Below are 25967 nucleotides of genomic sequence, written 5' to 3'. Positions count from 1 at the left end.
CCCGGTTTTTACGAATAATGCCGGGGGCTTTTTCATTCTGAATTAAAAATGAAGCAGGTCAGATGCCGCCTAACCGTTCAGCCAGCACTTTATAACGCTCCACATCGCCCTTATCGAACAGCGGTTTACCTTCGCTATCCTTCTCTTTTGCAACTAAAAGGCTTTCTCTTTCAAGGCGCTCTACGCGGATAGGCTGTACGTCAAGAAATGTCGCCACTTCTTCAATAGACATCAAACTCATAGTTCTCATTCCTGTCTGATTAGATAGTAAAATCAACGCGTAAATGCGACAATCCTGCGCTTATCTATCATTCTTATTTACGCTGTTGGCTAAATTTCCGTTTTTTAACCGGAAATCTAAACATAGCAGCGGGTCCGGGTAAGTCCAATTACACTTTAGGGGAGAATCTCTTTCATGGATACGTGGTCTGCGGCCATCATGTTATTTCTGATCATGGATCCACTGGGGAATCTGCCGGTGTTTATGTCGGTGCTGAAGACCATCGAGCCTAAACGACGCCGTGTCATACTGGTAAGGGAGCTGGTATTTGCACTTATCATTTTGCTGATATTTCTGTTCAGCGGTCAGGCTGTGCTGGATTTCCTGAATGTCCGTCAGGAAACCGTGAGTATTGCCGGTGGTATCATTCTGTTCCTGATTGCTCTGAAAATGATTTTCCCTCCACAGTCGGGGAACGCGCTGGGGCTGGCCGTGGGTGAAGAGCCCTTTCTGGTCCCGTTGGCAATACCTATGATTGCAGGGCCGTCGACCCTGGCTGCACTTATTCTGATTGCTAACCAGGCGCCGGACAGAATGACGGACTGGACGATTGCATTGGGAGCAGCCTGGGTGATCAGCGCGATCATTTTGCTATTCTCTGAAGTGTTTCACCGCTTATTGGGTGAGCGCGGCTTAACCGCCATGGAACGTCTGATGGGGATGATTCTGGTGATGATTTCAATACAAATGTTTTTAGATGGTGTCAGCCATTACTTTCAACATGCTTCCGGAGCGATACAATAATGAAAAAACTGTCTACATTTGCACGGGTGAGACAACTGGAAGGATGGCGTGCCGTTGCCTTCAGCGCTGCGCTGCTGGAGCGGATGTTACCGAATTATGCGTTATTTAAAGAAGTCACGGGCTTTGATGATGAAGGCGTTTGCAAAAACTGTTTATCTTTATTGTGGGAATCGGTACGCAGCCCGAAAAGCAAAATCAACTTTTCTGTTCAGCTTGAGAAAGTAGAGTGCGTCACCCCTGATACCGCAGATTACGACACCTTCGGTGTTTACCCTGCTATCGATGCAACAATCGCTCTGGCTGCGGCGATTGGCCTTGTGCTGAAGCAGGATCTGCAAGGGGCTGTGGTGGTCAGTAAGCTGTCGCAGGGCAGTGTGGAAGCTTACCTGCTGGCATCCGGCGTTGACGAAGAAGACATTAAAGGCCATCCGCTGATGGTATTTGAAGTAGAGCTGCAAAACGCCATGCTCGACCTGCTGGAAAAGGACGGCAGTCCGCTGTCCACCTGCGACGAACTCAAGGCCCTCGCTCTCGAAGAAGGCATCTCCAACATCGGCCTCGAAATCAATCCTGAGGCGTGAGCCCTTTCGGGGGATCGGCGTGTAGTTCGGGAACACGCCGTAAATCCATCCCTGGAGGCTTGGCAGTCGCATCCCTGCGACTGACAGTTCCCGAACTACACACCTTCACCGCCTGCGGGCTCACTGCGTACAGCAGTGCCCGACAACCGCATTAACGCCTGCCTCTGGCTTAACCGCTCAGTCAGTCTTCCAGTGATAGCAAGCAGTACATCACCTGTGCGAGTTTCTTTTCTTTAACTACCTGCAGGCGTTCGCTGATGAGCGGGGAAGGGGCGTTGATTTCCTGCTCGACGTAAATTACACCGTCGGGTTTCAGAAGGTTCCGGCTTAGGATGACTTGCAGTACCGGTTCAACGAGGCCGTGATTGAAGGGTGGATCGATGAAAATAATATCGAACTGCTTGTCTGTGGAAGACAATATCTGAACAGCATCGCCATTGATCACTTCACCATTTGCAGACATTGCTGAAAGGTTGGTTTTCAGTTGTGCGGCCACATTTCTGTCTTTCTCAATGAATGTGCAATGTCCGGCATAGCGGGAAAGTGCTTCAAAGCCAAGTCCGCCTGAGCCTGCAAAAGCGTCGAGACAGTGAGCGTCGGGTAAATCATGCATCAGCCAGTTGAACAGGGTTTCTTTGTTCCTGTCAGTGGTGGGACGTAACCCGTCCACGTCTGCCACGGGCAGTTTCCGGCCGCGATACTGACCTGAAATGATCCTGACGTTGCCTGATTTCGTCTTTTGTGTCTGAGGCTTTCTGGATACTCGCTTCATAGGGGCTGACAATGTATGATAACGGCTATTGAAAGCCGGCCAGTGTAGCCGAATTTTGCCGATTTACTAAGGATTTGACCAAACAATGTCGAAACTTTTTGGCTGGTTCAGAAAGAACAAGCAACCTGAAAAAGAACAAAGTGAAGTAAAGCCGCAGGAAAGCAACGCGGTTGAGACGCCAGAAACAGAAGTGCCTGAGCCTGCGCAAAGTAATGTTGAAGCTGAGGCCCCTGCCGGAGAAACTAAACCTGAAGATGCTGTACTTAAAGAGCCCGTAGTTGAAGCGGAAGTGGATACGCCGGTTGAACCGCATGATATCGTTAAGGCTCAGCCAGAAAGCTCTGCTGCAGTGCAGTCTGAACCCGAAGTACCTGCATTTGATGAGCCTGCACCAGAGCCGTTAATACGGAAAACTGGACCTGAGGATGCAACCGGACCGGGATGGGTTGAGTCTGAGAAGGTAACCCAACAGGTAAAACAAGACGAAGTTCAGCCGGAAGTTGTTTCTGACGAAGACATTACGCCGGATGAAATGACGCCGGTTGTCGCCGCCGTGCCTGAACCTGAGCCGGAAGTAGAATCTGAGCCGGAACCGGTTGTTGAAGCAAAGCCCGAAGCCAAAGAAGAGAAAAAGTCTCTTTTCAGTCGCCTGAAAGCCAGCTTATCGCGCACTAAAACAAACCTTGGCAGTGGCTTTATCAGTTTGTTCCGCGGCAAAGCCATCGACGATGATTTGTATGAAGAGCTTGAAACTCAGTTGCTGGTGGCTGATGTGGGCATGGACACCACACAGAAAATCATCAACAAACTTACAGACAGTGCAAAACGTTCGCAACTCAAGGACGCTGAGGCGCTGGTGGATATCCTTAAAGGCCAGATGCGTGAGATGCTCAAATCTGTTGAGCGCCCGCTGGCTGAAGATATGAAACAGCATAATGCGGGTAGCGGACCATACGTCATTCTGATGGTGGGCGTTAACGGTGTGGGTAAAACCACCACCATCGGTAAACTGGCAAAACAGTTCCAGCAACAGGGTAAGAAAGTCATGCTGGCTGCGGGTGATACCTTTCGTGCTGCCGCCGTTGAACAGCTTCAGGTTTGGGGAGAGCGTAACAAGATTCCTGTTATCGCCCAGCCCACAGGCTCAGACAGTGCATCTGTATTGTATGACGCTCTGGAAGCCGCAAAATCCCGTGGTACAGATATTCTTATCGCGGATACCGCCGGCCGCCTGCAGAATAAAAATAACCTGATGGAAGAACTGAAAAAAGTGGTTCGGGTAATGAAGAAACTCAACCCGGACGCACCTCATGAAGTCATGCTCACACTAGATGCAGGAACGGGCCAGAATGCAGTAAGTCAGGCGAAGCTGTTCAACGAAGCCGTAGGTCTGACAGGTTTAACGCTGACCAAGTTGGACGGTACTGCAAAAGGCGGCGTGATTTTCTCTATCGCTGACCAGTTCGGTATTCCAATCCGTTACATTGGTGTGGGTGAGGGAATTGACGACTTGCGCACATTTAACGGCGATGAATTCATCGACGCACTTTTCAGTGAGAGCGAAAACGATTAACGTAGAGAATTCAGTATCCTTTCGTCGTTGCAGGATTAGCAGATGATCAAATTTGAGCAGGTAAGTAAAACCTACCCCGGTGGTCAGCGCGCACTGTCAAAAGTGAGCTTTCACATTGAACCGGGTGAGATGGCTTTTCTTACCGGCCACTCCGGCGCGGGGAAAAGCACGCTGCTCAAATTAATCAGTATCATGGAACGCCCCAGTGTGGGCAAGGTACTGATTAACGGTCACGATCTGAACGAAATAAAACGCCGGCAGATAGCGTTTATCCGCCGGGATATCGGCATGATCTTCCAGAGCCCGCATTTGCTGGACTCAAAATCAGTTTTCGATAATGTGGCGCTGCCACTTATTATTGAAGGCTATACCCGTAAAGAAACCTCTAAGCGTGTTGAAGCAGCGCTGGAAATGGTGGGATTGCGGGATAAAGCCCGCAGTTTGCCAATGATGTTGTCAGGTGGTGAAGCTCAGCGCGTCGGCATCGCCCGTGCGGTGGTTAATAAGCCGCCTCTGTTGTTGGCCGACGAACCCACCGGTAACCTCGATCCTAAGTTATCTATGGAAATCATTCGTCTGTTTGAAGACTTCAACCAGGCCGGCGTTTCTGTGTTTGTTGCGACCCACGATCTCGGGCTTATAGCCCGGATGAAGTACCGCACACTGACATTGAGAAACGGGCAGATGATCACCGACGGATTGTCTGAGGAACAGGGAGGAAACTGGGCATGAGTATTTTATTCAAAGGCCGCTCTCAGGGAGCCAGTGATACCCGCATTGGCATCATTCAGGTTATCAGTGCGTTCTTTATCAGTCATGTCCGTCAGGCTTTAGGCAGCCTCGGGGAATTGTGGCGTCAGCCGGCCGCATCGTTAATGACTATTGCGGTGCTTGGTCTGAGCATAACCTTACCGGGCACACTCTACATTCTGGTTAAAAATACTGAAAAAATCAGCGCAGGCTGGGATCAGGCCTCGGAAATCTCCTTGTTTTTGAAAGAAGACACACCACCAGCCAGCGCGCAGCAACTGGTTGCCAGGCTGAACACCTGGACGGAGATTGACAGCGTTACTTTCATCCCCGCAGATGATGCCCTGAAGGAATTTCAGCATTTATCCGGACTGGGTGATGCTATCGCCTATCTGGAGTCCAATCCTTTACCTGATGTGGTGCTGGTGACGCCGGACGAGAAACATGCTTCGCCTACATCCGCCAGGTTACTGCTTGAAAAGCTCAAAGATCAGCGTGAAGTCGACATCGGTAAGCTGGATATTGAATGGCTTGAGCGCTTGTATGCGCTGTTGGATATTGCCAGAGAGCTGGTGTCGCTCATTGGCGTGTTGTTGTTTGTTTCTGTGGTACTGATCATTGGTAACACCATCAGGCTGAACATCCTTAGCAAGCGGGAAGAAATTCTGGTGATGAAGCTTGTGGGCGCGACTGACGCATTTATTCACCGGCCGTTTTTATATACCGGTTTCTGGTACGGATTGTTGGGTGGTTTGATTGCCTGGTTCGCCGTCATCATTATCTTATGGTGGATGGACAGCAGTATTCAGGCATTTGCGACGCTCTATCAGAAAGAATTCAATATTACCGGTCTGTCCGGTACTGCCTTACTGACGATGCTGGGTTTGTCGATTCTGTTGGGTTTACTGGGGTCACTGATGTCAGTACAGCGGCATGTCAGAGAGATTGAACCGCAATAACCACTTCATCATCCTATTTTAAACGGCTGAACAGGTTACTTTCTCCGTGTATCCGGTAACCTGTTGTCTCTGCATAACCCCTCAGCGCATGACCGGCTTAGGGAAATATGCCGAGATGGTGGACCGGACGCCGTTTCCCCACTGAATAGCCTGATTGTAAAGTACGTGAAGCTGCTTCTGGTCGATATCCAGCACTTTGGACTGCTTAATAATATTCATCCAAAGGGCACCCTCGAACGCTCTTGCCAGCGCTACATAGCTGTTAAATTCGCTGGATTTACCCAACAACGCATCATTCACTTCGTCGGTCAGCGGCAGTTGTTTAAGAACGTCAGGCATATCCTGATCAAGGAGTGCATCCAGCAGTGAAAACAGGCCTATCAGGAAGCCGATTGGCGGATTCGTGTTAATGCCGCGCTGCTGAGAAAGCAAATCGAAGAATTTCGCCCGCACCAGTGACATGTGGATCAGCTCCAGCGGTTTATTGTCACTTAAATTGGCCAGCGATAATAAAGCGATGAACTTCTTAATTTCCACTTCGCCCATGTAAGTCAGGGCATGTTTTAGTGAGGTAATTTTGTAACGTTTATTGATTGCCGGGTTATTAATAAATTTGAGTAGCAGGAAGCTGAGAGCAGCGTCACGCTCAATGATCTGGTTGATCCGGCTGATGTTAAAGTCGTTGCGGGCACTTTCTCCCATCAAATCAACCAGGTTCATTTTCGAAGCCGGCAAGTGACGATGGAGTCGCGCTTCCGGCAGGGCGAAGAAATAGCCCTGGAAGAAATCAAACCCGAGAGAGCGGCAACTGTCGAAATCTTCGTGGGTGTTTACCTGTTCCGCCACCAGTTTGATATTGGCATCAAGATAACGGGGGATATTCTTTTCAATCAGATCGTAGTTCGTTTTGGTGACATCAACTTTGACCACATCAATCAACGGAAAAATGTCCTGCTTCCCGCTCAGCATCATGGGATCATCAATGGCCAGACTGAATCCGAGATGTTTAATATGCGTGCAGGCTTCCAGTAATCCCGGTGTCGGTGCCATGGGTTCATTCAGCTGCACGACAACAGACTCGGGATTCAAGGAGGTAGGAAAGCGGGAAATCAGAGTGTCCGGATTAAAGTGAATAAACGATTTCTTTTCACCGGAAATATCGTCCAGCCCTAACGGATGGAAATGTTGGGCAATATATTTTGCTTTGTCCGGCTCTAATTCGGGGTAAGCGCCGCTTTTGCCGTCACGGAACAAAAGCTCATACGCGAAAACATCCTTTTCACGGTCTAAAATAGGCTGGCGTGCAATAAATGCGAACATACGACCTGACAATCCCTTCAACAATGGTAACGACAACTTTGTAAGTTGACTGCTAATAACACGGCATGAGCACGATGATATCAACTTTATCTTATGGGCCGCAGATTATCTATGCTCACGTAATTCTTTTCACTTATACAATGGGCAGAATTATTAATTAATACTATTTTCCATCGCGCCGGCCCATTTAAGTGACGAGTTATACATACCATGAAGGGTGGTCTGGCGAATACCATATTTCTTTGAGAAGGCTTTTATTGTGGACCAGCGGGCGGACTCAATATGTTTTGCCAGCAAAAGGCAATCACTGAGCATACCCGGATTACCTTGTAAAGCGTGCTTCACTTCTTCACTCACCGGTACTTTCTCCAGCAACTCGCTCATGGGCTGCAGCATCATGGCATCCAGCAACGACAGCAAGCCGGCGAGAAAACTGGCGGGAGAATCGTTCAGTTCGTTCATACCTGCAACCAGCAAGCTGCAGAACTTTGCTCTGACGAGGGATAGTTGTAACAGTTCCCGTGGACTGTCATTATTCAGGTTTGCCAGGGCAATCAATGATACGAACTTTTTCACTTCATTTTCACCAAGGTAATTCAGTGCGTGGCGCAAATCTTTTACCTTTATCCGTTTATTGTATAACGGATTGTTTATAAAGCGAAGTAACAGAAATGTCAGCGATGCATCCTTGTTGATAATGTTATTTATGCGGTCGAAATCCATCGGGGATTGATTACATGCGCTGATAAGCGCAAGCATATTCATCTGAGCCGGGATAATTTGTTTATGACGGACGAGCTCCGGCCGCGCCAGAAAGTAACCCTGAAAGTAGTGAAAGCCCAACTCTCTGAAACGTTCGAATTCGGCGTAAGTTTCAACTTTCTCGGCGAGCAGCTTGATTTCATACTGGCTTATTTCTGGCAGCAGAGAAAGGATCCTTTCCTCTTTCATTGAACGGATATCAAATTTTATGACCTGAACGTAAGGCAATAGTGGCCGCCATTTTTCGTCAGCGTCAAAATCATCAAGTGCCAGTTCAAACCCTATCTCGCGAAGGTGCCGGCATGCAGCAATAAGAGTCTCATCAACCTCGACGGTTTCCAGGATCTCAATCATCACCATTGAAGGATCCAGCGATGTGGGAAAGCGGTGAATTAATGTATCGCGATGAAAATTAATGAAAGCTGTCTTTCCACCTGTTATCTCATCCAGGCCTATTCCAAGGTGAGTTGAGCTGATTATTTTCGATGTGGCTTCATTTGGGTCGATATCTGGAAATCCGTTACTTTTTCCATCGCGAAAGAGGATCTCATAAGCGATAACATTTAGTGCCGTGTCAAAAATTGGCTGTCTGGCGACAAAAGAGAACATCCATACCTCCTGTATGATCTGTTTCCGTTATTATTTTGTTAGTTTTGACCGGCATGAATCTCATTATGTGTGTCTGTCGTATACACAAGCGAACATTTACAGCTGTCAATTACTACCCATGGATTTAGCGTATACGTTTGAAGGATCAGGAAAAATTGGTATTTCGTCTAATTTCCGTGCTAAACGCGGTGAGTGGACTGATTTGAGAGACTAATTACATGACAGAACGTTTATCGATATCTATCGTTTACTCTGTCGTGCTGAGTGGTGGTTTCATCGTCTGTACGGAACTAATTTGATGCAAATCAGGTCTTGATATTTAGTAATTTGTCACTATATTCCTAACTTGGAATTATCTGCGACAATCAAGGACTCGAAAGGCACTGCCCGTTTTGGTACAATACAGTGCTTAGCAAATTGAGGTGAATATGAGCAATAACATGCAAACAATGGCATTATCGGTGCCCCACAGCGGTAGCATCGAAGGCTACATTCAGGCTGTGAGCAGCATCAACATGCTCTCTGCTGATGAAGAAAGAAGTCTGGCGACACGTTTACGTGACGAAGGCGATCTGGAAGCGGCAAGAAAGCTGGTCATGTCGCATTTACGCTTTGTTGTACATATTGCTAAATCCTATTCAGGATACGGTTTGCCGCAGGCTGATTTGATTCAGGAAGGTAACATTGGCCTGATGAAGGCAGTTAAGCGATTCGATCCGGGCGTAGGTGTGAGACTGGTGTCTTTTGCTGTTCACTGGATCAAAGCTGAAATTCATGAATTCGTACTGAAGAACTGGCGTATCGTTAAAGTGGCTACCACGAAGGCGCAACGTAAGTTGTTCTTCAACTTGCGCAAGGCGAAAAAACGTCTGGGCTGGTTCACTCACGAAGAAGTGCAAACTGTTGCTGATGAACTGGGTGTAAGCACGAAAGAAGTGCTGCAAATGGAAGCCCGCATGAGTAGTCAGGATCAGGCATTTGATCTGAGTGCTGATGACGACGAGAGTGGCAACTTTGCGCCTGTGCAGTTCCTTGAAGATAAAAGCGCAGATGTTGAGATGGACGTTATCAATAATGACTGGGATAGCAATGCTTCCAAACGTCTTTATTCTGCTATCAAAACGTTAGATGAGCGTAGTCAGGACATTATTGAAACTCGCTGGTTGGCAGACAATAAGATCACACTTCAAGATCTTGCCGACAAATATCAGGTTTCTGCTGAGCGTGTACGTCAGATTGAAAAAAATGCCATGAAGAAACTTCAGGCAGCAATGGCAGCGTAAGCATTAACTAATACGCGATAGAAAATTGAAAAAAGCGCCGTCAGGCGCTTTTTTTATGCTTAAGGAAATCTACTGTGGATGTGTATATCCATAGAGCCGATCCCAACATGAACAGATAAACACCGGTAACGGCATAATCTGCAAATTGCGGCAGAAACAGGGAGCTGCCACTGAGAAAGGCGAAACCGGCCAGAATATTGAGTAAGTAACAACTTGACGGGGCAATTGAAAACACAGTTTACCTCTTTTCTGTTAATGCCGGAATAAAGTTGAATCCTATCGACAGACGGTTCCAGCTGTTAATTTCTAAAATAACCGTGGTGAGGTCAATTACTGACTGCTCATCAAAAAATGATGACACATGATGATAATCGTCATCGCTTACACCGCTTTCCAGACGGGTTAACGCTTCAGCCCATCTGAGTGCCGCTTTCTCCTGGTCAGTAAAGTATGGCACTTCCCGCCATGCCTGTAACATATCCAGACGTTCCTGTGACTCGCCGTGTTGCCTGAGCTCTGCTGCATGCATGTGCAGGCAAAAAGCACAGCCGTTGAGCTGTGAGACACGTAATCTGATGAGATCGGTTAAAGACTGTGTAATCGCACTATCTGTAGCCGGGCGGCTTAATGCGGTCAGGCATTTAACAATGCGCGGGGCACAGGCATATACGGTGTCCTGTGTAATACGAGTTTGCATATCTGCTCTCCTGTAAAGTAACTGAGAAGCAGTGTAGGCAATGGTTAACCGTCATTATTGTAAAAATACGACACGGGTGTGGATAAGCAATAAATGAGGGGTTACGGGTTATTTTTTTGTTTTCTCAGACGATACCTGGCGGGTGTTTCGCCCACAAAATCACGGAAGTGATTGGTGAAATGTGCCTGATCAAAGTAGCCGCTGGACAGGGCGATATCACTGAGCGGCGCATTACTGTAAATCAGACTTTTCCTCGCCAGATAAATTTTACCAAACATCACCATTTCTTTGGGTGCCAGGCCGAGTGCCTGTTTGCATTTACGCTGTAATGTCCGTGTGGAACAGCCAAACAACTTTTCAAAATTTTGAGCACCGGCCTGGTAAGAAGATGTTACCAGCGCTTCTGTCAGTTTAAGACGCTGCTGCGTGTTGTTGCTGTGCCGGTGAATTTGCAAAGTAAGCCAGTCTGTAAGTACTGCGTAAACCTGAGGCAATGGCTTTCCACATAACGCCTCTGACGGGGGCAGCGGCTCCTGAAACAGTGCAGACAGCGGAATATCTGTATTCTGTGGTACCGACTCTGCTCTTATACCGAAACACTCTGAGAAAGCGCCGGGATGAAACCGGAAACTGACAGCAGAGGGACGATTGAATTTTGATAAATTGCCGGTTTTCGTTCCGAATAACACGGTGGCGTCATAACAAACATCATCGACTGAGAATGTCAGGCTATGGCCGCCATCCGGATAACACCGTTCTGAGGACAGCGCAGTATGGGTGGCATGTTCAGATTGCCACACAGAGTGGAGCCAGGACTTTAAATGAGCCGGTACGGGCACAAAAGTCATGTGCCCGGCGGTAAGTGAGGCAGCGGGAATAATTTGCTGTGGGGGTATGATGACTGTCATAACGTAACCTGCCGCCGCACGATTAGTTACTCTTCTTCGTCCTGCTCTTTCTTCGGAGGAAGTACCCAGAAAACACCACGGAATTCAGCCACGGCGTTGTCGTCATCCATAATATCGACCTGCAATGTGAAACTGCATTTCTTACGCTTTTCCAAGGGGGCAAATTTGCCGCTTAAGCTCTCCACATGACAGGTGGCACGGGGTTTCATTGTAATCGGCTTATGATAGTGAATATCACCGTCACCCAGTACAATATCGCCCATCAACTGGCGTTCTTTCAGTTGCAGGAAAATCATCCCCCATCCGGTGAGAGTGGCCAGAGAAAAAATACTGCCGGCGAACATAGTACCGTGAATATTGATATTTTTATTCAGTGAGGCCCGTGTCTCCAGTGTACGGCCGGTATACTGATGCAGCTTGATGCCCATGTGTTCGGTAATCGGGATTGTTTCGGTCCATGTGTCCTGAAGCTCTTTGCACCACTTCGGATGCAGCATAACGATCCCGGGATCAGTAAGCTTCTTCACCATTTGCTGGCGTTTCAGCATACCCAGTTCATTCGGGGCTTCCCGTTCGATAACGAAGCCGCAGGAGCTGAAAAAATCGATGGAGGTTTCGCGGCTGTTGGTTACGGCCCGTATTGCGCCCATCTCACGGGCAACGCCTTCCAGCGCTCCCAGAATCATCTGGCCGAGGCCTCTGCGCTGATAATCAGAGTTAACAGCAATGTGACGAATCTGAGCTTCTTCTGCCGTATTCAGATGAACGCGACCGGCAGCAACAATGTCTCCCTTGCCGTTTACGATGACACGGTGCTCCGCAACCTGTTCATACTCATCTTTTTCTGAACCGGGAGGAAAATTCCATGGCTGGCGCAGATAAGTCCATCGAAACGCGAAGTATTTTTCTAGTTCTTCTTCTGTTTTCGGTGTGGCTACTCTAAACAATGTATGAGCCTTTTTAAAAATGCATCCGTCGCCCATTTAACCCTAAGGTGACCCTGCTTAACAAGGCAATTCACCGATATCAGGCTATCCGGCCGGGATTAAGAGAATAAATAATTGAAATGTGAAACGTTTGCAGAAAATTACACGGCGAAATGGAATGTAACCGGCCCGTCGTTAATCAGTGAAACCTTCATATCTGCACCGAAACGTCCGGTCCGGACCGGAATGCCCAGCGAGCTGAGGTGCTCTGTGAAGCGGTTATAAATGGCTTCGCCATGAGCAGGACTGGCGCCTTTTGAAAACCCCGGACGATTACCTTTTTGCGTATCTGCCACCAGCGTAAATTGTGACACGACCAGTACTGCGCCGCCGGCCTGCTGAATATTCAGGTTCATTTTACCGTCGTCATCACTGAATATCCGGTAATTCGCTACTTTCCGGGCGAGTTTTTCGATTTGTTCTTCGCCATCTTCTTTTTCTACTCCGAGGAGTAACAGTATGCCATGCCCGATGGCTCCGGTGACATCACCGTCTACTTTTACACTGGCTTCAGATACCCGTTGTACTAATCCAATCAACGCTTTTTCTCCCTGAGATAACGGGACATATCACGGGTGGCCCTGCAAAGAGCCAGTGCTATGCCCGGCTCAGATGTGCTGTGTCCGGCTTCCTGAACTATCTGCAATTCACTGTTTGTCCATGCTTTATGTAACGTGTATGCCCCTTTTGTGCTGCATATTACATCGTAGCGGCCGTGAACGATAGTGCCCGGAATGTGGCTGATGGCCGCTGTATTCTGCAGTATAAAATCTTCGGGAATAAAGCAGTGATTAGCCAGGTAATGGCATTCAAGTTTAGCCAGGCTGGTCATCAGGCCTACCGGATAATGGCCGGTGAGCTCACCGGTTCCTGCGGGCAGTGACAGCCTTGAAAGGCGTTCTTCCCAGATGTACCAGCGTTTCAGCGCACTGAGTCGCTGAAGATCGTCAGAGGAGTCAAACAGTTTGCGGTAGTGGGCACACACAGAGGCGGTATTCAGATCGCCCTCAATACCATCTATAAAGAGTTCGTAGTGTTCGGGAAAGAGGGTCGCCGCTGCCCCCTGATGTGAGATAAACCAGTCCCGGTCTTCTTGCCTGGCCAGAAAAACGCCCCGCAGAATGAGTCCGGAAACGGTATCCGGCGCATCGATTGCAGCAAGCAAAGCCAGTGTTGAGCCCCACGAACCACCAAACAGGATCCATTGCTCTACGCCTAATAACTGTCTTAAGCCTTTTATATCGCCCAGAATATGTTGTGTAGTGTTGTTTTCCAGAGAACCGAAAGGCTTGGAACGGCCACATCCACGCTGTTCAAATGCAATGATGCGGAAACGGTTGCCATCGAAAAAGCGCCTGTAACCCGGGGATAAACCTGCGCCCGGACCGCCATGTAAATACAGAACGGGAAATCCATCCGGATTGCCACTTTCTTCGTAATACAGTGAGTGACCGTCACCCGTGTCAAAATACCCACTGCTGTAACATCCAATGTCAGGGTAAAGTCGTTTCATTTTATTTCAGTGCGTTGTATGTCTGGTTTTTTTGGTTTAGTTTAGCTACTAAAACACATATTTACGTAATATACGAGGAAGTTTATATGGCAGGTCAGGGTTCAGGCGGTAACGTCATCGCAGCAATCTGTAACTTTTTTATTCCCGGATTAGGTCATCTGGTCCAGGGGCGGATCTTAAGAGCATTTGTGTTCTTCGTGATTTGCTTCGCCTGTTACGGGCTTGCCGCAACAGTCATTTTCTTTTTTCTGTGGCCGGTGGGGGCTATTTTCCACCTGTGGGCCATTATTGATGCCGCCCGCTACAGGGGGCCTGAGGTACAGTTATGATGGGTAATGTTAAGACCGGTTTACTGGCAGTCGCAGCTTGCGTTGCGCTGTCCGGATGTCAGTCTGCTTATTACGGCGCCTGGGAGAAGCTTGGCGTAGAGAAGCGGGACATTCTTGTCGACCGTGTTGAAAACGCGAAAGAGTCTCAGGAAGAGGCGCAGGAGCAGTTTGCAGATGCACTGGAAGAGTTCAGCGCGCTGATTAATTTCAACGGCGGTGAACTGGAAGACGTTTACGATGAACTTAACGGCGAATTTCAGGACAGCCAGGCTGCCGCTGCTGACGTTACTGCCCGTATCGACAAGGTGGAAAGCGTTGCAGAAGCCCTGTTTTCCGAATGGGAAGATGAGCTGGAGAAATACGACAGCGACAAACTGCGCCGCTCCAGTGCAGAAAAGCTCCGAGCTACCCGTCGCCAGTACGAGACCATGATTAAGGCCATGAGAAAGGCTGAGAGCCGCATGGAACCGGTATTAACGGCGCTTCAGGATAATGTGCTTTACCTGAAGCATAACCTGAACGCCAGTGCGGTGGGTGCACTGGAAGGTGAGCTGAAAACTATTCAGCAGGACGTGTCCCGTTTAATCAACGAGATGAAAGCGTCGGTTGCAGAGTCAGATGCGTTTATCCGCACCATGAAAAACTAAACGACTCAAAACTGAAAAGCTGACAGATTACTGCCAGCTTTTTTTATGCCTATTCCAGAGGGACCTTCCGCGGCTCTTCACTGGCTCTGATGTCACCGAAGGCATCTTCCAGACTGCAGGTAAATTCAGCACCAATCAGCACCACCATCCACGATACATAAACCCACAAAAACAGTATTGGCAGCACGGCCAGCGCACCGTATATCACCTGATATGAAGTAAAGTTAGTAATATAAAGAGCAAAGCCTTTTTTCGTGAACTCAAAGCAGATAGTGGCGACGACCGCACCGATGAGAGCGTGGGAATAGCGCACACGGCGGTTGGGCACCAGCAGGTAAAGAATCACAAAAGCCAGCAGTGCAGCGAAACTCGGGATCAAAGTGAGCATAAAGGTACCCACGCCGGGCGTGTATTCTTCAGCAAACTCCGCCACGCCAACCAGATATGAGCTGATTGCCACACTGGAGCCCATGAGCATAGGCCCCAGAGTAATCACCATCCAGTAGATGGCAAAAGTATAAATAACCGGCCGGTCGCTTTGCGTACGCCAGATGCGGTTCAGTGTTTTGTCCACATTTGAAATCAGCAGCAGGGCGACGACCAGTAACGACAAAATACCCACAGCCCCCATTTCCGAGGCATTGGAAACAAAATCGGTCATGTACTGCTGGACGACATCGCCGGCAGTCGGGACAAAATTAGAGAAAACGAATTGTTCCAGTTTACTGCGTACTGATGCAAAAGCCGGAAAGGCTGACATAACAGTAAATGTCACCATGATGAACGGCACCAGTGACAGCAGTGTCACGTACGCCAGGTGTCCGGCCGAGATAGTAATGTTGTCCGCTTTACAGCGGCGCAGGAAAATATGGAAGAAGGCATTGAGTGCGGGACGTTTGTCATTCCACAGCTTTACCCAGCGATTATCTGTCAAAACAGACTCCTTTCAAACTGCACGGATAGTTTCATGCTTGTACAGTGTAACCATTCGCAGTCATGGGGGGAATGTTTTGTTGGTTTCTCAGCAGATTGTAATGTCTGGCGTGGTGGCGAAATTGCGTAAATTGCCAGGCATCGTAGCGATAAGGGGGAGGAGGCCAGAGAAAAAACCGTCTGCAGCAGGGATGCTGCAGCCGAGCCTCCATGGATGGAGTTCCGGCGTGTTTTTTCTCTGGCCTTCGCGCCCAGCGAAGATGCCGGGAGAAATCCGCCTATTCAGCGCGAACGCCCAGCATGTGGCAGATGGCGTAGCTGAGTTCGCAGCGGTTCAGGGTGTAGAAATGGAAGTGTTTTACCCCTTCTTTCGCCAGCACTTTTACTTGCTCCATGGCGATGTTTGCGCCAATCAGATTACGTGTTGCCTGATCATCGTCATCAAGCCCTTCGTACATTTTGTGCAGCCAGCCGGGTACGTGAACATTGGTGAAACCGGCAAACTTAATCAGTGTCTGATAATTCGTAACCGGCAGGATCCCGGGGACGATATCCAAATCGATACCGGCTGCAGCAGCACGGTCACGGAAACGCAGGTAAACACTGGTGTCAAAGAAGAACTGAGTAATTGCTTCAGAAGCCCCGGCTTCCGCTTTACGCTTCAGGTTAAGCAAGTCGAACTGGGCATTCGGTGCTTCCGGATGTTTTTCCGGATAGGCAGCAACGGAAATATCAAAGTCTGCTACGTCTTTCAGCAGTGCCACCAGATCAGAGGCATACATTTCGGTTTTATCTACGCCCTTCGGTAAATCGCCCCGCAGAGCAACAATGCGGCGAATACCCGAATCCCAGTATTCCTGAGCAATTTGTTTGAGTTCATCACGGCTTGCGTCCACACAGGTCAGGTGAGGGGCTGCCTGTACACCGGTTTGTTGTTGAATGCGTTTAACAACATCATGGGTGCGGTCACGCTCACCACTGTTTGCACCGTAGGTCACAGACATATAAGAAGGCTTCAATGGCGCCAGGCGTTCAACAGATTTCCACAGCGTTTGTTCCATCTTTTCCGAGTTAGGCGGAAAAAATTCAAAAGAGACATCAATGTCACGCAATTCGGACAATGACTGGTTTAAGGCGTCGATACCTTGTGCATAGGAAACCATTTTGTTGACTCACTCAATTCTTTGGACGTTTAGACGTCTAAACTAATTAATATATGTCTGGACGTCAAGAGGTTTACACGGCTTAATTGACCTTTTCGCTACATTGTTTAGAATTTCCGCTTATAAAGTAAAATAACAGGCAGTCCGAGATTTCACATGGCAGAATGGAATGGTAAGTATATACACCCTTACGCAGAGCATGGAAAAAAGAGTGAGCAAGTAAAGAAAGTCACTGTTTCTATTCCGATTAATGTGCTTAAGGTGCTCACAGACGAGCGAACCCGCAGACAAATTAATAACCTGCGTCACGCGACGAATTCAGAGTTACTGTGCGAAGCATTCCTTCATGCTTTCACCGGGCAGCCGCTGCCTGACGACGACGATTTGCGCAAAGATAACCCTAACCGTGTTCCTGCCGTTGCAAGGAAAATGATGGAAGAGATGGGGATCGACCCCACCGCCGACAACGAAGAAGAATAAAGTAAAGCCAGAGCAAATCACTCTGGCTTTTTTGTATCAGGGGCAAGTTTAGTCTTGTCTGGCTGAGGGCGGCTCGATTTTTTGTAATTCGAACAGGGGCCTGAAAGTTGAACGGAACAGGAGCACGATACCCAGGCTCATTACTCCGCCCGCAACCGCGCAGGCTACCGGACCAAAAGCTGCTGTCACCGAACCACTTCTGAAGTCTCCGAGTTCGTTGGAAGACGCGATGAACAGGGAGTTCACTGCACTCACCCGGCCACGTAATGCGTCCGGTGTCATAATTTGTACTACTGAGCTTCTGATCACCACACTTATCATGTCTGAACCGCCATAAATCAGCAAAGCGAAGCAAGCCACATAAAGGTTCTGTGAAAAGGCAAAGCCGATAATGGAAAAGCTGAAAATGATCAGTGACCAGAACAGCAGCGGGCCGTTGCGTTCAATGGCCCGTTTACGTCGTACCATTGTCAGACCGATAAGCGTCGCACCAACAGCCGGCATGGCCCGCAATAAACCCAGTGTTTCCGGACCTTCATGTAAGACGTCTTTCACAAACACAGGCAATATCGCCATGACACTGCCACAAAGTATGACCACAAGATCAGTAAACAGCGCTCCGCGGACAACGTTGTTGTGCATCAGGTATTCCACACCGCTGAATATGTCTTTAAGCGCCAGTTTGCGCTCTGAATGAATGTTCAGAGCGGGCAATAAAGAAAAGCCACCCAGCGTAAACAGGCCGAAAATGATGAGCACCCAGTAGAGCTGACGGTCGAGCGCCGCCAGTAACACGCCGGCGAGGAAAGGCCCCACGGTTAAGGCGATATTCCAGATGGAGCTTATGGCAGCCACCGCACGCCCCAGATGATCGGTGCTGACGATATTCGGCAACACAGACTGAATGGCCGGTGCGAAGAAAGCCCGCCCTGCGCCCAATACCGATAACGAGCAAAACAGCGCCCATTTATTCAGTTCCGGCTGATTCATCAGCAAAGCGACGGCCAGCACCACCAGTAACTGCAATCCGGCAGAAATTAATAAAATGCTTTTGCGGGAAAAGTTGTCTGCAGCCCAACCTGCCACGAGGAATAAACTGATCACCGGCACAATCTGAAAAATGCCTACCAGTGCCAGGTCAAAGGCCTCGCCGGTGGCTTCGTATAAATGCCAGCCTATACTGACTGCCATGGTTGAGCCGATAAGCGTGGTAGCTATTCGTCCGATGATGAGCCCGATAAGTGCTTTTGACCACATGAAATCTTTGTCCGTCAGATTAGGGGAAGCGGGAAGATAAACGAAAACGGGCCGGTAGTATAACCGGCCCGTAACAAATGAAGTCAGTATGCTTCAATCAGTCTTTGTTACCCGTGTATTTTGCCGGTAAGGATTCAACACCGGCAACGCCTGAGTCAATCGCTGCCTGTGCTACGGCACTGGCAATACGGTGAAGCAAACGGGGATCCATAGGTTTAGGAATAATGTAATCTTTACCAAATGTCAGCGATGCTGATTTACTGGCTTTCAATACTTCTTCAGGTACAGGCTCTTTCGATACTGAACGTAATGCTTCAACCGCAGCGACTTTCATTTCGTCATTAATGGTCGAAGCACGCACATCCAGTGCACCACGGAAAATGAACGGGAAGCACAGTACATTGTTCACCTGGTTGGGGTAATCTGAACGGCCCGTTGCCATGATCAAATCACTGCGAACCTCATGGGCCAGTTCCGGTTTAATTTCCGGATCAGGGTTTGAACAGGCAAATACCACCGGGTTTGGTGCCATCAGTTTTAAGGTTTCTGGAGGCAATACGTCAGGGCCGGAAACACCGACAAAAATATCCGCACCATCCATTACATCGTCAAGGGTACGTTTATCCGTGTTGTTGGCGAACAACATTTTGTGTTCCGTGAGATCGTCACGGCGGGTATGAATCACCCCTTTACGATCGAGCATATAAATGCGCTCACGCTGGGCGCCGCACTTGATCAGCAGCTCCATACATGCAACGGCGGCAGCACCGGCTCCCATACAAACAATTTTGGCGTCTTCGATGTTCTTGCCCTGAATTTCCAGCGCGTTGAGCATACCGGCCGCTGTTACGATGGCTGTACCGTGTTGATCGTCATGGAATACCGGAATCTTGCAGCGTTTGATCAGCTCCTGCTCGATTTCGAAACATTCCGGCGCTTTAATATCTTCAAGGTTAATACCGCCGAACGTATCAGCGATATTGGCAACCGTGTTGATGAATTCTTCAGTAGTCCGGTGTTTAACTTCAATATCGATAGCATCCAGTCCGGCAAAACGCTTAAACAGTAACGCTTTACCTTCCATCACTGGTTTTGATGCCAGCGGACCTAAATTACCTAATCCGAGAATGGCCGTACCATTACTGATTACTGCAACCATATTACCTTTGGCGGTATATCGGTATGCTGCATCAGGATCTTCGGCAATTTCACGTACCGGTTCGGCTACGCCGGGGCTGTAGGCCAGTGCTAAATCATCTACGCTGTCAGCCGGAGTCGACAGTTCTACCTTTATTTTGCCCGGAGTAGGGTATTCGTGGTAATCCAGGGCGCGTTGTCTGAAATCTGACATTCTTTTGTGTGTCCTTCTCAGGGTTTGGTCTTTGCACAACTACTACTTGTCGTTCCTGCGCTAATCTCTTGTTTTCGTTATAAAGCGCAGCTTGCGACAAATGTAACACAACGCCTTTCACAGTACATATCTGATCAGGAGCTATCTTATGCTTACTTTAGTTGCCGGAGGGCAGCTTCACAAAACGGAATTATCAATGTCGGCTATTGATGAAATTTATAAGTTAACTTTAATTTATAATTTATTTTATATGGTTGGACGGTGGAGCGGGCTGTTGAGTAAAGCGTAACGGGACGAACACGGGTTAAGTGTTTTAAGTAACGGATTTAAGGCACAAAAAAAGCGCCATAAAGGCGCTTTTTTCGCAATTCAATGCCGGACTTATTTTTTGCCCAGTGCACCAAAACGCTTCTTGAAGCGGTCAACACGACCACCAGTATCAACGTTACGCTGCTTACCAGTGTAGAACGGGTGGCAGTTTGAACATACGTCCAGGTTCAGTTCTTTACCTGCAGTCGAACGTACTTTGATAACGTTACCGCAAGAGCAAGATGCAGTAATTTCTTCGTAAGTAGGGTGGATACCTTGTTTCATGGGTTACCTCATTATATAAGGCCGTATCGCAATCCAGCCCGAAGCTGAACACCATACGCAACTATATTCAATACAAGGCACAACTGGCCTTGCCGTAAAGAGCGGCGCATATTAATGTATGACGCCGTTTTGATCAAGAACGATAAGTAAAAAAGTGCGGAAAATATAGGCAGATTATGCGTTTTGTTGAGGTGGCGGTTCCTGTACCGTTACGACAAGCTTTTACCTACTCCTGTGACACATTACCGGAAGCAGGCTGCAGGGTCAGTGTGCCTTTCGGCCCCCGCACATTAACCGGCGTCGTTCTGGGAGAGGCGAAAACGCCGGAGAACAGCGGAAAAATTAAACCGGTTCACCATGTCATTGATGACAGGCCGGTGCTCGACAGTGTGATGCTGAAACTGTGTCACTGGTTATCCCAGTATTATCTTCACCCGGTGGGTGAGGTTATTCACACCGTATTGCCAGTTCTGCTGCGCAAGGGCGAACCGGCGAATCCGGTGGACGAAATCTGGTGGCATGCCGGCGATAACATTGATGAAAATCTGGCGTCCCTGAAGCGTGCGAAGCGCCAGTACGCTTGTCTTGAGGCACTGGCGGATGAGCCGGTTCGCGAAGGCGATCTCAAAAATACCTTTCCTTCCTCCATCATCAGTGCTCTGGAAGAGAAGGGCTTTGTGTACAGCGAAAGTAAACCGCCGCCCCTGCGACCGAAAATGTGGCTCGATTATTTTCATGTCGGCAAGAAGCCGTTGCCTGATAAAGAGCAGGCGGTTGCCATCAGCGCGTTGTCGCAACAGGCCGGCAAGTTTGCGCCTTTTTTACTGGAAGGGATCACCGGAAGCGGGAAAACCGAAGTCTACCTGCAGGCCATTGAAGATATTCTTTCTGCAGGTAAACAGGTATTGATTCTGGTACCGGAGATTGGTCTTACTCCGCAGACGGTTACCCGTTTTGCCAACCGCTTTGGTATCGATATCGGCGTATTACACTCCCAATTGAATGACAAAGATCGCCTTTCAGTCTGGCAGCGTGCGCGGGAAGGTGAACTGGGCATCATTATTGGTACCCGGTCTGCGATTTTTACGCCAATGAAATTCCCGGGCATGATCATTGTGGACGAAGAACATGATGATTCGTTTAAGCAGCAGGACGGATTGCGATATCACGCCAGAGATCTCGCAGTTATGCGCGCCAGTACTGAGCACATTCCTCTTATTCTGGGCACCGCGACGCCTTCACTGGAAACACTGAACAACGCCCTGACGAAGCGATATGGTCATCTGCAACTGACCCGGCGGGCCGGCGGTGCTTCGAACACTCATCAGCAGGTACTGGATGTACGGGACCAGCGGATGCAGTTTGGTATTGCCGATGGCATGCTGAGCATCATGCGCCAGCATTTGTCGATGGGAAATCAGGTACTGGTATTTGTTAACCGGCGGGGGTACGCACCGGCATTGCTCTGCCATCATTGTGGTCATTCTTATGATTGCCGCCGGTGCGAACGGCCCTACACGGTTCACCGCACCCAGCAACGTTTGCAGTGCCATCATTGCGGTGGCGCCAGACCGGTACCCCGCCAGTGCGAACATTGCGGTGAAAATAAACTGATTACTGCCGGCGTGGGAACGGAGCAGATTGAAGATGGTCTGGCGAAGTTGTTCCCCGCCGTGAAACAAATCCGTATCGACAGCGACTCGGTGCGGGGCAAAGACAAGTTGCAACGTTCTCTGGATGACATTAATGCGCAGAAGTATCAATTGCTGATCGGTACGCAGATCTTGTCAAAAGGGCATCATTTTCCCCATGTGACTCTGGTTGTTGTACTGGACTGCGACGGCGCCTTATTCAGCGCAGATTTTCGTGCCAGTGAAAAGCTGGCGCAACTGGTTACTCAACTGGCGGGGCGCGCAGGCAGGGCATCGAAGCCGGGGGAAATGTGGCTACAAACGCATAATCCGGGGCACCCGTTGTTGCAGGATTTAGTGCACAACGGTTACGCGCATTTTGCCCGCCAGGCGCTGGAAGAAAGAAAGTTATCATGGATGCCGCCCTTTCAGTCTCAGGCGGTGATCCGTGCTGAAGCCACTCATGCTGAACAGGCGTGGGATTTTCTTGAACAGGCGGGGTCGCTGTTGCAAAGTCCGTCTGTGAGATTAAACGGGCCACTTCCCTGCCTGATTGAGAAGCGTCAGGGGCGTTACCGTTTTATGCTGGTCCTGCAGTCGGCGCGGCGTAATGATATCAACGGGTTACTCAGAAAAGCCTTACCGCTATTATCAGCGATGCCAGCGGCAAGCCGTGTTCGCTGGTCACTGGATGTTGATCCCTCTGACTTCAGTTAGTATTCGCTTCTTAACGCATATAGCGGCAGCATTTTAGGAAAATTCACGATACACTGCTGTGCGGTTTCACTAAAAAGCGCTGATTTAATCACGTGATAATCAGCCAGCAGGTGATGCTTTTTTCAAACAATATTTGACGGGATATTACGCCGGATATGGCACAACGTGATTATGTAGCTCGTGGTCGTGCGCCACAAAATAAAAAGAACAACAATAAACGCAAGCCGCCTTCGCCGGAGACGAACCGGACTAAGATTTGGGCACGTCTGGTGGTTGTGGTGATCGCTATTCTGGGTCTTATTTATTTTCTGTTCTCTATTAAAGACAATGTTGATGAAACGGCTGACTCGCCGATGGAACCACTACCGCAAATTGTCGAAGAAGAGGAATTGCCTGAGCTGCCTAAGGAAGAATGGGAATACATTAAATCCTTACCCGGTTACGAAGTCGAAGTGGAAGTCGCGGAGCAACAAAAATCCGACAAACTGTATTTACTTCAGTGTGGTTCATTCCGCACCCGCTCGCAGGCTGAAGAAATGAAAGCCAAAATCGCCTTTCAGGGTCTTGAAGCACAGGTTCGGGCCACTACCGGCTCTAACGGTGAATGGTTCCGGGTCATCATGGGGCCGTTACAAACCAAACGTGATGCAGAAAGAGCAAGACACAGCCTGAGAAAAGTAAACATCACCACCTGCATGATCCTGTACTGGAATCTCTAAGGTAGATAACCCGTCGCTGTCGGGGCTTCCGATATTCTGGTACAGAACTCGCTGTAAACCCATCCATGGGCGCTCGGCAGCCGCTTCCCTGCGGCTGACGGTTCTGTACCAGAATATCTTCAACCCCTGCGCTTAGGGTTCTCAATCTCTTTTCGCCGGATCGTGTGCCTTTCCCGCCGGTAATACTTCATCCCGTCCACAGGCTCACCATGTTCCCTGCAGCAGCTTTCCTACTGCTGAAGGTTTGTAATGGCTTCTTCTTGCTCTGTTTGCGGGCCTGACACCGGACTTTATTGATGCTGGTGGATTGTCCCTTGAAAAAATTATCTCTTCCCCCACTTATCTCTTCATTGAAATTAATTTGCTGCGCGACAGCCAGCGACACCCGGAATATGGGGAAGTGTAGTGACTACTATTGTATCTGTAAGACGCGACAATCAGGTCGTCATTGCCGGAGACGGACAGGTTTCTCTGGGCAATACCGTAATGAAAGGCAACGCGAAAAAAGTGCGTCGCCTGTATCATAATAAAGTGCTCGCCGGTTTTGCCGGTGGTACTGCTGATGCATTTACGCTGTTCGAGCGTTTTGAATCTAAACTCGAGATCCACCAGGGGCACCTTACCCGCGCTGCGGTGGAACTGGCCAAAGACTGGCGTACTGACAGGGCGCTGCGAAAGCTCGAAGCGCTTCTGGCGGTGGCTGATGAGACGGCATCTTTCATCATTACCGGTAACGGCGACGTAGTGCAACCTGAAAACGACTTAATTGCCATTGGTTCCGGCGGTGCTTATGCGCAGGCGGCTGCAACGGCCTTGCTGGCAAATACTGAATTGTCAGCCCGTGAAATAGCAGAAAAGAGTTTAACCATCGCAGGGGATATCTGCGTATATACCAACCATCACCAGACGGTTGAAGTACTAGATTATTGATCGACTGCAGGCCGTATCACGGTCATGCAGCCGGTAGCTGAGCATCATCAGCGTTAGTAAGAGAAGGTTTATTATGTCTGAAATGACACCCAGAGAAATTGTTCACGAGTTAGATCGCCACATCATTGGTCAGCAGGACGCAAAACGCGCCGTATCTATCGCCCTGCGTAACCGCTGGCGCCGGATGCAACTGCCGGAAGAGCTTCGTGTTGAAGTCACGCCTAAGAATATTCTGATGATTGGTCCTACCGGTGTGGGTAAAACTGAAATTGCCCGTCGACTGGCGAAGCTGGCAAATGCGCCTTTCATTAAGGTTGAAGCCACGAAGTTCACTGAAGTGGGCTATGTTGGTAAAGAAGTTGAGACAATCATCCGCGATCTGACAGATATCGCGGTAAAGCTGACTAAAGAGCAGGAAATGACGAAGGTCAAATTCCGTGCTGAGGAAGCGGCGGAAGAGCGTGTGCTGGATGCTCTATTGCCACCACCGGAAGACGTGTGGGGTAAAAAGGAGCAGGTTGAGGATCGCGGCACCCGTCAGGCATTCCGTAAAAAACTCCGTGAAGGTCAGCTGGATGACAAAGAAATTGAAATCGATGTCGCACTGCCGCAAATGGGTGTTGAAATCATGGCGCCTCCGGGCATGGAAGACATGACCAATCAACTGCAGTCGATGTTCCAGAACCTGAATTCTGACTCTCAGAAGAAAAAGAAAAAACTGAAAATCAAAGATGCGCTGAAAATGCTTACTGAAGAGGAAGCTGCCCGTCTTGTGAATCAGGAAGATCTGAAAGAAAAAGCGATTCATGCGGTTGAACAGCACGGTATTGTGTTCATTGATGAAATCGACAAGATTTGTAAGCGTGAAGGCAATAACTCTGCGGATGTGTCCCGTGAAGGTGTGCAACGGGATCTGCTGCCGCTGGTGGAAGGCTCTACTGTATCGACTAAGCACGGGATGGTGAAAACTGACCACATGTTGTTTATCGCATCCGGTGCTTTCCAGATGAGTAAGCCGTCTGACCTGATCCCAGAGTTGCAGGGCCGTCTGCCAATCCGTGTTGAACTGTCAGCACTGAAAGTGGAAGACTTTAAACGTATTCTGACTGAACCGAATGCGGCACTGACAGAGCAGTATAGTGCACTTATGGCTACAGAAGGCGTGACAATTAAGTTTGAAGAGTCTGGCATTCAGCGCATTGCTGAAGCAGCCTGGCAGGTAAACGAGCGCCTTGAGAACATCGGTGCCCGTCGTTTGCACACGGTGCTGGAGCGTTTGATGGAAGATATTTCTTTCGACGCATCCGAGAAGTCCGGTGAAACTTTTACTATCGACGCCGCCTATGTGGACTCACACTTAGAAACGCTGGTCGATAACGAAGATCTCAGCCGCTTTATTCTGTAAGGCTCTGTCTGTTACTTACCACATGGGTCGCTGCCTGGCTGAACGGTAGCTGCTCATTAATAATATTAAAACGC

28 protein-coding genes are annotated in these 25967 nt (G+C 49.0%); 13 read left to right on the top strand and 15 right to left on the bottom strand.

Annotated elements, in window-relative coordinates; translation table 11 throughout:
- Positions 1 to 58 precede the first annotated feature (58 nt).
- Positions 59 to 241, bottom strand: a complete 183-nt coding sequence (locus ACXAGC_RS15755; protein ID WP_119499919.1) for a helix-turn-helix domain-containing protein — start codon at positions 239 to 241, stop codon at positions 59 to 61.
- A 174-nt stretch (positions 242 to 415) separates the two neighbouring features.
- On the opposite strand from ACXAGC_RS15755, the gene ACXAGC_RS15750 reads away from it, so the two are divergent.
- Together ACXAGC_RS15750 and ACXAGC_RS15745 are read left to right on the top strand one after the other, a co-directional pair.
- On the top strand, positions 416 to 1024 hold the full coding sequence (locus ACXAGC_RS15750; protein WP_119499920.1) for a YhgN family NAAT transporter: 609 nt from the start codon (positions 416 to 418) through the stop codon (positions 1022 to 1024).
- Positions 1024 to 1605, top strand: a complete 582-nt coding sequence (locus ACXAGC_RS15745) for a YjaG family protein (protein WP_474845296.1) — start codon at positions 1024 to 1026, stop codon at positions 1603 to 1605. Before ACXAGC_RS15750 ends, ACXAGC_RS15745 begins: the two co-directional genes overlap by 1 nt.
- A gap of 181 nt (positions 1606 to 1786) precedes the next feature.
- Here ACXAGC_RS15745 and rsmD read toward each other — a convergent pair whose 3' ends face one another.
- Complete coding sequence (rsmD, locus tag ACXAGC_RS15740; RefSeq protein WP_474845294.1) at positions 1787 to 2377, bottom strand: 16S rRNA (guanine(966)-N(2))-methyltransferase RsmD; 591 nt, start codon at positions 2375 to 2377, stop codon at positions 1787 to 1789.
- An 85-nt stretch (positions 2378 to 2462) separates the two neighbouring features.
- On the opposite strand from rsmD, the gene ftsY reads away from it, so the two are divergent.
- From ftsY to ftsX, 3 genes are read left to right on the top strand one after another with little or no spacing between them, the layout of a single operon-like run.
- Entirely contained in the window at positions 2463 to 3950 is a 1488-nt protein-coding gene (gene ftsY, locus ACXAGC_RS15735) for a signal recognition particle-docking protein FtsY (RefSeq protein WP_474845292.1), read from the top strand.
- 42 nt (positions 3951 to 3992) lie between these two features.
- Positions 3993 to 4682 carry a cell division ATP-binding protein FtsE gene (gene ftsE / locus ACXAGC_RS15730; protein WP_119499924.1) on the top strand — a complete coding sequence of 230 codons (690 nt, stop codon included), beginning with the start codon at positions 3993 to 3995 and terminating at the stop codon, positions 4680 to 4682.
- Entirely contained in the window at positions 4679 to 5659 is a 981-nt protein-coding gene (gene ftsX, locus ACXAGC_RS15725) for a permease-like cell division protein FtsX (protein ID WP_474845290.1), read from the top strand. Before ftsE ends, ftsX begins: the two co-directional genes overlap by 4 nt.
- An 81-nt stretch (positions 5660 to 5740) precedes the next feature.
- On the opposite strand, the gene ACXAGC_RS15720 is transcribed toward ftsX, so the two are convergent.
- Positions 5741 to 6979, bottom strand: a complete 1239-nt coding sequence (locus ACXAGC_RS15720; RefSeq protein WP_474845288.1) for an EAL and HDOD domain-containing protein — start codon at positions 6977 to 6979, stop codon at positions 5741 to 5743.
- Positions 6980 to 7132: 153 nt separating this feature from the next.
- A complete protein-coding gene (locus tag ACXAGC_RS15715) occupies positions 7133 to 8350 on the bottom strand; it encodes an EAL and HDOD domain-containing protein (RefSeq protein ID WP_474845286.1) in 1218 nt (405 codons plus the stop codon).
- Between the two features lie 428 nt (positions 8351 to 8778).
- On the opposite strand from ACXAGC_RS15715, the gene rpoH reads away from it, so the two are divergent.
- Positions 8779 to 9633, top strand: a complete 855-nt coding sequence (gene rpoH, locus ACXAGC_RS15710) for an RNA polymerase sigma factor RpoH (RefSeq protein WP_119499928.1) — start codon at positions 8779 to 8781, stop codon at positions 9631 to 9633.
- 40 nt (positions 9634 to 9673) lie between these two features.
- On the opposite strand, the gene ACXAGC_RS15705 is transcribed toward rpoH, so the two are convergent.
- The 6 genes from ACXAGC_RS15705 to pip all read right to left on the bottom strand — a co-directional run bounded on the left by ACXAGC_RS15705 (position 9674) and on the right by pip (position 13737).
- Positions 9674 to 9868 carry a YrhK family protein gene (locus ACXAGC_RS15705; RefSeq protein WP_349583794.1) on the bottom strand — a complete coding sequence of 65 codons (195 nt, stop codon included), beginning with the start codon at positions 9866 to 9868 and terminating at the stop codon, positions 9674 to 9676.
- A gap of 3 nt (positions 9869 to 9871) precedes the next feature.
- Positions 9872 to 10330 (bottom strand): carboxymuconolactone decarboxylase family protein, encoded by a 459-nt coding sequence (locus tag ACXAGC_RS15700; protein WP_474845283.1) that lies wholly within the window; start codon positions 10328 to 10330, stop codon positions 9872 to 9874.
- Positions 10331 to 10431: 101 nt separating this feature from the next.
- Positions 10432 to 11238 (bottom strand): helix-turn-helix domain-containing protein, encoded by an 807-nt coding sequence (locus ACXAGC_RS15695; RefSeq protein WP_474845281.1) that lies wholly within the window; start codon positions 11236 to 11238, stop codon positions 10432 to 10434.
- Positions 11239 to 11264: 26 nt separating this feature from the next.
- Positions 11265 to 12185, bottom strand: a complete 921-nt coding sequence (locus tag ACXAGC_RS15690; RefSeq protein ID WP_474845279.1) for a bifunctional GNAT family N-acetyltransferase/hotdog fold thioesterase — start codon at positions 12183 to 12185, stop codon at positions 11265 to 11267.
- 140 nt (positions 12186 to 12325) lie between these two features.
- On the bottom strand, positions 12326 to 12763 hold the full coding sequence (gene dtd, locus ACXAGC_RS15685; RefSeq protein ID WP_474845277.1) for a D-aminoacyl-tRNA deacylase: 438 nt from the start codon (positions 12761 to 12763) through the stop codon (positions 12326 to 12328).
- Positions 12760 to 13737, bottom strand: a complete 978-nt coding sequence (pip, locus tag ACXAGC_RS15680) for a prolyl aminopeptidase (protein WP_474845275.1) — start codon at positions 13735 to 13737, stop codon at positions 12760 to 12762. The genes dtd and pip overlap by 4 nt, the downstream gene beginning before the upstream one ends.
- 86 nt (positions 13738 to 13823) lie before the next feature.
- Here pip and ACXAGC_RS15675 point away from each other — a divergent pair, with 86 nt between their 5' ends.
- Together ACXAGC_RS15675 and ACXAGC_RS15670 are read left to right on the top strand one after the other, a co-directional pair.
- Positions 13824 to 14066, top strand: a complete 243-nt coding sequence (locus ACXAGC_RS15675) for a DUF6677 family protein (RefSeq protein WP_119499934.1) — start codon at positions 13824 to 13826, stop codon at positions 14064 to 14066.
- On the top strand, positions 14063 to 14713 hold the full coding sequence (locus tag ACXAGC_RS15670; RefSeq protein ID WP_303573895.1) for a DUF2959 domain-containing protein: 651 nt from the start codon (positions 14063 to 14065) through the stop codon (positions 14711 to 14713). Before ACXAGC_RS15675 ends, ACXAGC_RS15670 begins: the two co-directional genes overlap by 4 nt.
- 49 nt (positions 14714 to 14762) lie before the next feature.
- On the opposite strand, the gene ACXAGC_RS15665 is transcribed toward ACXAGC_RS15670, so the two are convergent.
- On the bottom strand, positions 14763 to 15647 hold the full coding sequence (locus ACXAGC_RS15665) for a virulence factor BrkB family protein (protein ID WP_119499936.1): 885 nt from the start codon (positions 15645 to 15647) through the stop codon (positions 14763 to 14765).
- Positions 15648 to 15924: 277 nt separating this feature from the next.
- Positions 15925 to 16809 carry a methylenetetrahydrofolate reductase gene (metF, locus tag ACXAGC_RS15660; RefSeq protein ID WP_303573894.1) on the bottom strand — a complete coding sequence of 295 codons (885 nt, stop codon included), beginning with the start codon at positions 16807 to 16809 and terminating at the stop codon, positions 15925 to 15927.
- 156 nt (positions 16810 to 16965) lie between these two features.
- On the opposite strand from metF, the gene metJ reads away from it, so the two are divergent.
- The gene (gene metJ / locus ACXAGC_RS15655; protein ID WP_119499938.1) at positions 16966 to 17289 is read left to right on the top strand and encodes a met regulon transcriptional regulator MetJ; all 324 of its coding nucleotides are present in this window, start codon (positions 16966 to 16968) and stop codon (positions 17287 to 17289) included.
- 48 nt (positions 17290 to 17337) lie between these two features.
- Here the strand turns inward: metJ and ACXAGC_RS15650 are convergent, their stop codons facing one another.
- From ACXAGC_RS15650 to rpmE, 3 genes are all read right to left on the bottom strand, one after another.
- Positions 17338 to 18546, bottom strand: a complete 1209-nt coding sequence (locus tag ACXAGC_RS15650) for an MFS transporter (RefSeq protein ID WP_474845271.1) — start codon at positions 18544 to 18546, stop codon at positions 17338 to 17340.
- A 97-nt stretch (positions 18547 to 18643) separates the two neighbouring features.
- Complete coding sequence (locus tag ACXAGC_RS15645) at positions 18644 to 19897, bottom strand: malic enzyme-like NAD(P)-binding protein (protein ID WP_303573892.1); 1254 nt, start codon at positions 19895 to 19897, stop codon at positions 18644 to 18646.
- 381 nt (positions 19898 to 20278) lie between these two features.
- Entirely contained in the window at positions 20279 to 20491 is a 213-nt protein-coding gene (gene rpmE, locus ACXAGC_RS15640; RefSeq protein WP_303573891.1) for a 50S ribosomal protein L31, read from the bottom strand.
- Positions 20492 to 20667: 176 nt separating this feature from the next.
- Between rpmE and priA the strand changes: the two genes are divergently transcribed.
- From priA to hslU, 4 genes are all read left to right on the top strand, one after another.
- The gene (priA, locus tag ACXAGC_RS15635) at positions 20668 to 22839 is read left to right on the top strand and encodes a primosomal protein N' (protein WP_474845269.1); all 2172 of its coding nucleotides are present in this window, start codon (positions 20668 to 20670) and stop codon (positions 22837 to 22839) included.
- A gap of 155 nt (positions 22840 to 22994) precedes the next feature.
- On the top strand, positions 22995 to 23558 hold the full coding sequence (locus tag ACXAGC_RS15630) for an SPOR domain-containing protein (protein WP_119499943.1): 564 nt from the start codon (positions 22995 to 22997) through the stop codon (positions 23556 to 23558).
- A gap of 405 nt (positions 23559 to 23963) precedes the next feature.
- The gene (gene hslV / locus ACXAGC_RS15625) at positions 23964 to 24488 is read left to right on the top strand and encodes an ATP-dependent protease subunit HslV (protein ID WP_119499945.1); all 525 of its coding nucleotides are present in this window, start codon (positions 23964 to 23966) and stop codon (positions 24486 to 24488) included.
- Positions 24489 to 24561: 73 nt separating this feature from the next.
- Entirely contained in the window at positions 24562 to 25893 is a 1332-nt protein-coding gene (gene hslU, locus ACXAGC_RS15620) for an HslU--HslV peptidase ATPase subunit (RefSeq protein WP_474845266.1), read from the top strand.
- Positions 25894 to 25967: the final 74 nt, after the last annotated feature.

It is taken from the genome of Alteromonas sp. AWJ4_197, from assembly GCF_056160285.1.
This window is presented reverse-complemented; position numbering and strand designations above follow the sequence as displayed.

What these genes read in the sequence shown, in the direction of transcription:
- ACXAGC_RS15700 (WP_474845283.1), bottom strand. Translation starts at nt 10,330, where the DNA reads ATGCAAACTCGTATTACACAGGACACCGTATATGCCTGTGCCCCGCGC.
- metF (WP_303573894.1), bottom strand. Translation starts at nt 16,809, where the DNA reads ATGGTTTCCTATGCACAAGGTATCGACGCCTTAAACCAGTCATTGTCC.
- hslU (WP_474845266.1), top strand. Translation starts at nt 24,562, where the DNA reads ATGTCTGAAATGACACCCAGAGAAATTGTTCACGAGTTAGATCGCCAC.
- rsmD (WP_474845294.1), bottom strand. Translation starts at nt 2,377, where the DNA reads ATGAAGCGAGTATCCAGAAAGCCTCAGACACAAAAGACGAAATCAGGC.
- ftsX (WP_474845290.1), top strand. Translation starts at nt 4,679, where the DNA reads ATGAGTATTTTATTCAAAGGCCGCTCTCAGGGAGCCAGTGATACCCGC.
- rpoH (WP_119499928.1), top strand. Translation starts at nt 8,779, where the DNA reads ATGAGCAATAACATGCAAACAATGGCATTATCGGTGCCCCACAGCGGT.
- ACXAGC_RS15645 (WP_303573892.1), bottom strand. Translation starts at nt 19,897, where the DNA reads ATGTCAGATTTCAGACAACGCGCCCTGGATTACCACGAATACCCTACT.
- metJ (WP_119499938.1), top strand. Translation starts at nt 16,966, where the DNA reads ATGGCAGAATGGAATGGTAAGTATATACACCCTTACGCAGAGCATGGA.
- ACXAGC_RS15715 (WP_474845286.1), bottom strand. Translation starts at nt 8,350, where the DNA reads ATGTTCTCTTTTGTCGCCAGACAGCCAATTTTTGACACGGCACTAAAT.
- ACXAGC_RS15630 (WP_119499943.1), top strand. Translation starts at nt 22,995, where the DNA reads ATGGCACAACGTGATTATGTAGCTCGTGGTCGTGCGCCACAAAATAAA.
- pip (WP_474845275.1), bottom strand. Translation starts at nt 13,737, where the DNA reads ATGAAACGACTTTACCCTGACATTGGATGTTACAGCAGTGGGTATTTT.
- ACXAGC_RS15750 (WP_119499920.1), top strand. Translation starts at nt 416, where the DNA reads ATGGATACGTGGTCTGCGGCCATCATGTTATTTCTGATCATGGATCCA.
- ACXAGC_RS15650 (WP_474845271.1), bottom strand. Translation starts at nt 18,546, where the DNA reads ATGTGGTCAAAAGCACTTATCGGGCTCATCATCGGACGAATAGCTACC.
- priA (WP_474845269.1), top strand. Translation starts at nt 20,668, where the DNA reads ATGCGTTTTGTTGAGGTGGCGGTTCCTGTACCGTTACGACAAGCTTTT.
- ftsE (WP_119499924.1), top strand. Translation starts at nt 3,993, where the DNA reads ATGATCAAATTTGAGCAGGTAAGTAAAACCTACCCCGGTGGTCAGCGC.
- ACXAGC_RS15675 (WP_119499934.1), top strand. Translation starts at nt 13,824, where the DNA reads ATGGCAGGTCAGGGTTCAGGCGGTAACGTCATCGCAGCAATCTGTAAC.
- ftsY (WP_474845292.1), top strand. Translation starts at nt 2,463, where the DNA reads ATGTCGAAACTTTTTGGCTGGTTCAGAAAGAACAAGCAACCTGAAAAA.
- rpmE (WP_303573891.1), bottom strand. Translation starts at nt 20,491, where the DNA reads ATGAAACAAGGTATCCACCCTACTTACGAAGAAATTACTGCATCTTGC.
- ACXAGC_RS15755 (WP_119499919.1), bottom strand. Translation starts at nt 241, where the DNA reads ATGAGTTTGATGTCTATTGAAGAAGTGGCGACATTTCTTGACGTACAG.
- ACXAGC_RS15745 (WP_474845296.1), top strand. Translation starts at nt 1,024, where the DNA reads ATGAAAAAACTGTCTACATTTGCACGGGTGAGACAACTGGAAGGATGG.
- ACXAGC_RS15720 (WP_474845288.1), bottom strand. Translation starts at nt 6,979, where the DNA reads ATGTTCGCATTTATTGCACGCCAGCCTATTTTAGACCGTGAAAAGGAT.
- ACXAGC_RS15670 (WP_303573895.1), top strand. Translation starts at nt 14,063, where the DNA reads ATGATGGGTAATGTTAAGACCGGTTTACTGGCAGTCGCAGCTTGCGTT.
- ACXAGC_RS15695 (WP_474845281.1), bottom strand. Translation starts at nt 11,238, where the DNA reads ATGACAGTCATCATACCCCCACAGCAAATTATTCCCGCTGCCTCACTT.